Below are 5,669 nucleotides of genomic sequence, written 5' to 3'. Positions count from 1 at the left end.
CCAGCCCAAGGGTCAGGGTCGTCAGCCGGCTGCTGCCGACATTGGGGTCAGCCAAACTGGCGGCGGTCCTGGTGACCGTGATCGCTTCTCCGGCCACCATGCCGGTGAGGCTGATGTTGGCCGCAGCGAGGCCGATGGCCGCCAGACCGTCGTAAACCTTGTCAACGCTGCCAACCAAAGCCAGGCTCAGAGCGCGCGGCGTGATGCTGGCGGGTAAACCTCCGCCGGCCAGCAGGACGAAGCGATAGCCCAACACCGGTTTGCCCAAGCTGTCGGCCACGCTGTAGGTCAAATCTGGCAGCAACAAGGTGGCGGCAAGCACGTCCGACCTGTCAAAGCGCACAGGTCCCGTCGAGAGGACCGCGACGTCGCCATTGACGGTGCCGGCAAAGCCGATCTCGAAATCGACCAAACTGGCGGTATCAGTGCCGTCATAAACCTTGATGATAGGTCGGCCACTGAGGAGCGCCAATGTCGGGGCAATCGAAAAGAGCAGGCCGTTGCCAGCAGGCAGCATTTCGGGCGGGGGCGCATCGCCCCGCGCCTGAGCCAGCGAAATGTCATAATGACGAAAATCATACGCAAGCGCGCCCAAGCGGTCACCCGACTGAACCGAAAACGGATCCGGATTGCCGCTCCAGATCAGCCAGCGCGATTGGCCGGGATCCAGTGGCAGGCTGGCCAGAGACTCGTTGGCAAAGCCGGCGCTGCCCCCAAGCCCGATGGCAAAGTCGGCGGGGCCTGGGACCCCGCTCAATCCGGACGTGCTGATCTGCGCGCCGGCACCTAGCATCAAGCGTCCGTTCGCCAGAGTCTTGAAGCTGCCCAACCGATTAATGTTGCCCACCACCCCGTTGAACAAGAGATTACCCTCTGCGTTGACAGAGAATTTTGTGTTCAGTTGCCCGCCCGCCGCGTCGATAGCCGACGTCACGGTCCAGTCGAATGGACCAACCAACTGGATCTCGCCGTAGCTCGAAACTGTGATCGGGTTGGACAGCGTGGCCGGTGCGCTCGCTTCCACCCGCAGTATTCCGCCGTCCATCAAGATTGGTGCATTGGCAACCGCTGCGGTGTCGCCGGCGACGAGGATCCCACCGAAGAGATTCAACTGAGCGATCTGGTTGCTGCTGCCGCCAAGTCGCAACAGGCCTGCCCCGCTCTTGCTCAGCACGTTTGCAGCCACCGGGCCCATGATCGTGCCGGTGCCACTGATCTGCAAACTGACCGAAGCCGATGGCAGCGTTATGGCGCCTGCAATCAGTTGCCGAGACTGGATACTGAGGGACGGCACAACCGATCTCAGGCCAAAGTACACCTCATCAAGGCCGCTAAACGCCGGATTCTGGAAAGCCTGAAAGCTTAGCGTCGAGGTCGAGGAGGTGGCGGTTATATCCGCTGTGTAGACAGTCCACGCGTTGGGCCCCAGTCCGATGTTCTGGCTGAACAGGGACGCGCCATTGAACAGGGCCGACGCCGAGGCCTGCCCTGCACTGGCATTGTCGCCCGGGTTGAAGGCGAACGACAGCCGGTAGTTCGCGCCAAGCGTGGTGTTGAACACTTGGCTGAGGGTGCACGAGGTGAAAAGGCACCCGGTACTTGCAAAGCTGGTGCCGTTGAAGGGCCCGAGATCAAAATGGGTCGCGCCGTCAACAAACCAGGCGAAACTCCGCCCCGAGTTTTCATTATTCCAGCCCGACAGATCACCGGAATCAAATCCGCCGTTTACGAGCAGATTGGGACCAGATAGCCCCGTGGTTGCCGCAGCTGTCACAGGCCCCTGGATCAGCAGAGTGCCGTCCGTTTGGAAGGTGGCGGGCCCGGTCAGTTCCACATTGCCGGTGAGCCTGATGCTACTGGCGGCCAAGCCTTGCGCCTGAACGCTGCCGCTGACTGCAATCCGTCCGCCGGGCCCGGCATCGAGCACGACCTGGCCGAACCGCACGCCGACGCTTTGCGCCATGACCATGCCGCTGGTGTTGATGACGGCGCCAACCGCATCGGCGGCGGCGCGTCCGGTCATCACGATTGTGCCGCCCGCTGCCGAAAGGGTGCCGGTATTGAACACACCGCCAGAATTAGGCCCTGACGGCAGGCCCTCGGCGATGGCAAAAAAGATCAACCGGTCGCCAGAAAAGTCCAGCGTGAAGGCGGTGCCGCTGCCTAGCACTACCTTGTTCAGATCGGCGGAGATGAGAGCATGGCCATCCGTCGCCGCCGCGCCGCTGATGAAGCTTTGGCCATTTTCTACCCGGGTGCCGGCCAGCACGGCATAGCCAGTATTGGTGCTGGCGTTGACAGTGATCCGGCCGTGGTTGGCGATGCTGGCGTTGGTAACGCCAGTGATGGCGATGCGGCTGGCTGCATTCATGAAATCGGTAGTGTTGATGCTGCCAGTCGACGCCAGAAAACCGGAGGTGGTGACGCTGCCGGTAGGACTCACGTAAACGCCGTTGGAATTGAGGATCCAAACCTTGCCGTTGGCGGTGATCGCGCCGTCAATCACCGTGGCCGGGCCACCGGCCACAACACGGTTGAGCGTGATTGCACTGGCATTGGGTTGGCTGAAGGCCAACGTTTTTCCTGACTCGACGGAAAACTGCTGCCAGTCCAGCACGGCCCGCGAGCTGGTTTGGGTGATGGTGGTGGTGAACCCGTCGGGACTGACAACAAAATTGCTGATTGTGCCGGCCTGAACGACAAAGGGCGTGGCGACCGCTTGTGCGTTGGCACCGACGGCCGACAGGCTGCCCATGATCAGCGCCATCGGCGCGGCTGCCGCCAGCACGGAAGATCGGATAAGGCGGGCGGAACGGGTTGGGAGGATGAAAGACATGGCCGTTTTCCCTTTCAGAACAACAGGGTGGCGGAAAAATTGATACGCTCGCGCAGCGCCGTGGCGGAAAACAGGGTGCGCCGCGCACCTGCAACATGGGCATCAATGGCAAGCCGCTTGAAGGCCAGCGCCCGCAAACCGATCCCCAAGGAGGCCAAGCGGTTGGTGCTGCCCTGCTGCCCCGCAAGCGGGTTCATCGTCGTCACCGCCATGTCGCCGAAGGCATAAAGCTGCATGCCGTCCCACCGGCCCTGGACCGACAGGCGGGGCAACGCAAAACGAAATTCGGCAAGGCCGCCCAATCCCTTGTCGCCGATGATGCTTGACGGGTCATAACCACGGCCGATGAGGCTGCCGCCAAACGCGAGCCGTTCGCCCGCCAGCAGCAGCTGGCCGCTGTATTGGCCTTGCAGCACAAACGCCGCGCTCAGCTTGCCAGCCAGTGGCTGGTTGCGCTGCAACAGCAGGGTAAGCTTCGAGAATTCGGGCGAGAACCCTGCCACCGACGGCAACGGGGTGGTGCGGTCGTTGGCGTCAACCATCATCAAGCCCCGCGCCACACCGAGGCGCAGGTTCATGTCCCCGCCAAGCCAGCCGACTTGCCGCCACGCCAAGGCCACATCGGCAACGCTGTTGCGGTCGTTCGTGATGGGTTCGCCCAGCGCCGAGACTCGGCTGCGGTTGACGCTGATCCCCGCGTCGAAAAACACAGCGTTGGCCCGGGTGCGCAAAATAGGCACGCGCGCCCTGATGCTGCCCGACCCGGAGCGGCTGCGTATGCCAAGTTGGGCGACCTCACCCCCTGGCAAAGCCTGGGCGAGCACCAGACCAACTGCGACGACCGCACCGCGGCGGCCGACCGGCGTGGCATAACGGACGGTGAAAACCTGCAGTTCGTCCAGCGTCTCGCCGGCTCCGGTCAGGGACAAATCGGCGGCGCCAGGAAAGCCGAACGGCTGTGACACGGTGGTACCCATTGCCACGGTGAACGGCCCGACGACATCGGACGCGAAGTTTGAGACCGCCAGGTAGGATTGTGTTGGCTTGCGTTCAAGCTTGAGCAGGAGGTCGCTGCTCGCGGGGGCAATGCCCGGTTTGAGCACGCTGCTGGCCCGGATGCCGGGCATGTCGTTGAGCAGCAACAGCGGCGATTCCAGATCCACAAGCCGCACGGGCCGGCGCGTGGTCACCGGGCCAATCAGCGCCCGGCCAACGTTCGACGTGCTGGCATTTGGCCCGTCGACGAACACCTCGGCAATGAAGCCTTCGAGCACCTGCACATCCAGCGTTTCGTCACGCACGACCTGCGGCGGCACCAGCACACGGGTAAGAAAATGGCCGCGCGCACGGTACAGACCTTCAAGCCGCTCGGCGGCACGGCGCAGATCGTCGAGCAGGATCTTGCGACCTTCCAGTGGGGCAAAGATGCCCGCAAGCTCGGTATCGCTGAACACGGTGGCACCCGTGACCCGGATGCGGCTCACCGAAAATTCGATCTCGTCAACGGCCCGCGGCACGGCCGACCGCTCAGGCGTCAGCAGATTGAGGTCGTAGGTCCGATCGGGCAGCGGCAGGGGCAACACGCGCTGGCGCGAAATGTCGGCCTGCGGCGGCAGCGGCGGGAGGGGAACGATCTGGGCCGCGGCGACTTCCGCCCACAGCACAAACAGCGCCAACGAGCAGGCGGCCGGGATACGGGCGCTCCGCCGCTGTGCCGGGGATGCGTCACTTGTCATCCATCACCACCATCGTTGTGCGTTTGCCGGCCACGATCCGGTCGAGGTGGAAGCGGGCCAGCGGATCGTCCGGGAAGCGGTCAACCAGCGCTTCAAAGCGTGGTTGGGCATCCTGCTGTTCGGCCAGCAGCAGGGCATAAGCACTGTCATAATCACCGATCAAGGCGGGGTCATCGTGATCCGCAACCGGCACGTACAGGCCGGTCGCAGTCAGCTTGCCCTTCAGCAGGATATCACCGATCTTGCGGAAGCGGCGCTCCGGACAGGAATCGACGATTGATTGGGTGCAGCAGACGCGCGTGCCAAAATATTTGTTCGCCCCCTCAGTGCGGGCCGCCGTGTTGACGGTGTCCCCCAGCGCGGTGAAGTCCATGCGCGATTGCGATCCGAAATTGCCGATCACCGCCTCCCCGCAGTGGACGCCGATCCGTGTCACCCCCATCAGCACGCCCTGCGCGTTGGCATCACGGCGGAATTGCTCGGCGTAGGAATCCACCTCAAGCGCGCATTTGACCGCCCGATCGGCATGATCTGGCTGGGTCACGGGGGCGTTGAACACGGTCATAATGGCATCGCCGATAAACTTGTCGATCGTGCCCTCGTGGCGCATGATGATCTTGCAGGCACCGTCCAGATAGCCGTTCAGCAGATCGGACAGGGCTTCGGGTTCCAGCTGTTCCGACAAGGTGGTGAAACCGGCTATATCGGTAAAAATAAAGCTGGCATTGCGCCGCCGCCCTGAAACGGCGGCGCTCTCCGGATTGCGGATCAACTCTTCAACCACCGCCGGTGCCACATAGCGCGAGAATGTGCGCTGGATGAATTCACGCTGCTGGCGTTCACCGCGGCCAATCAGCAGGTCCATCATCCACATGGCGAGCGCGATCGCCAGACTGGGGCCAAGCAGCGGCAGCATCGGCAGGCCATAGCCAAAACCGATGATTGCACCTGCCCACCAGGCCAGCAGCAGCAGCCCACCCAGCGCCAAGTTGATACCAATCCCCCGCCGCAACAGACTGATGCCCACGCCGGCCAGCGCAAACAGTGCCGAAACGCCAAACAGCAACGCGGGCGGCACGCCTGGCGCCGCCCGGCCT

3 protein-coding genes are annotated in these 5,669 nt (G+C 63.2%); all 3 read right to left on the bottom strand.

All coding sequences use genetic code 11. From position 1 onward, the window contains the following. Positions 1 to 2,767 (bottom strand): filamentous hemagglutinin N-terminal domain-containing protein (locus ACESL8_RS00115; RefSeq protein ID WP_372914636.1); only part of this gene is annotated, 2,767 nt, incomplete at its 3' end. Between the two features lie 83 nt (positions 2,768 to 2,850). After that, the gene (locus tag ACESL8_RS00110) at positions 2,851 to 4,572 is read right to left on the bottom strand and encodes a ShlB/FhaC/HecB family hemolysin secretion/activation protein (protein WP_372914634.1); all 1,722 of its coding nucleotides are present in this window, start codon (positions 4,570 to 4,572) and stop codon (positions 2,851 to 2,853) included. After that, positions 4,562 to 5,669, bottom strand: a 1,108-nt coding sequence (locus ACESL8_RS00105; protein WP_372914632.1) for an adenylate/guanylate cyclase domain-containing protein, incomplete at its 5' end; no start/stop codon positions are given. The genes ACESL8_RS00110 and ACESL8_RS00105, both read right to left, overlap by 11 nt.

The organism is Sandarakinorhabdus sp. (assembly GCF_041689835.1).
Lineage (GTDB): Bacteria > Pseudomonadota > Alphaproteobacteria > Sphingomonadales > Sphingomonadaceae > Sandarakinorhabdus.
This window is presented reverse-complemented; position numbering and strand designations above follow the sequence as displayed.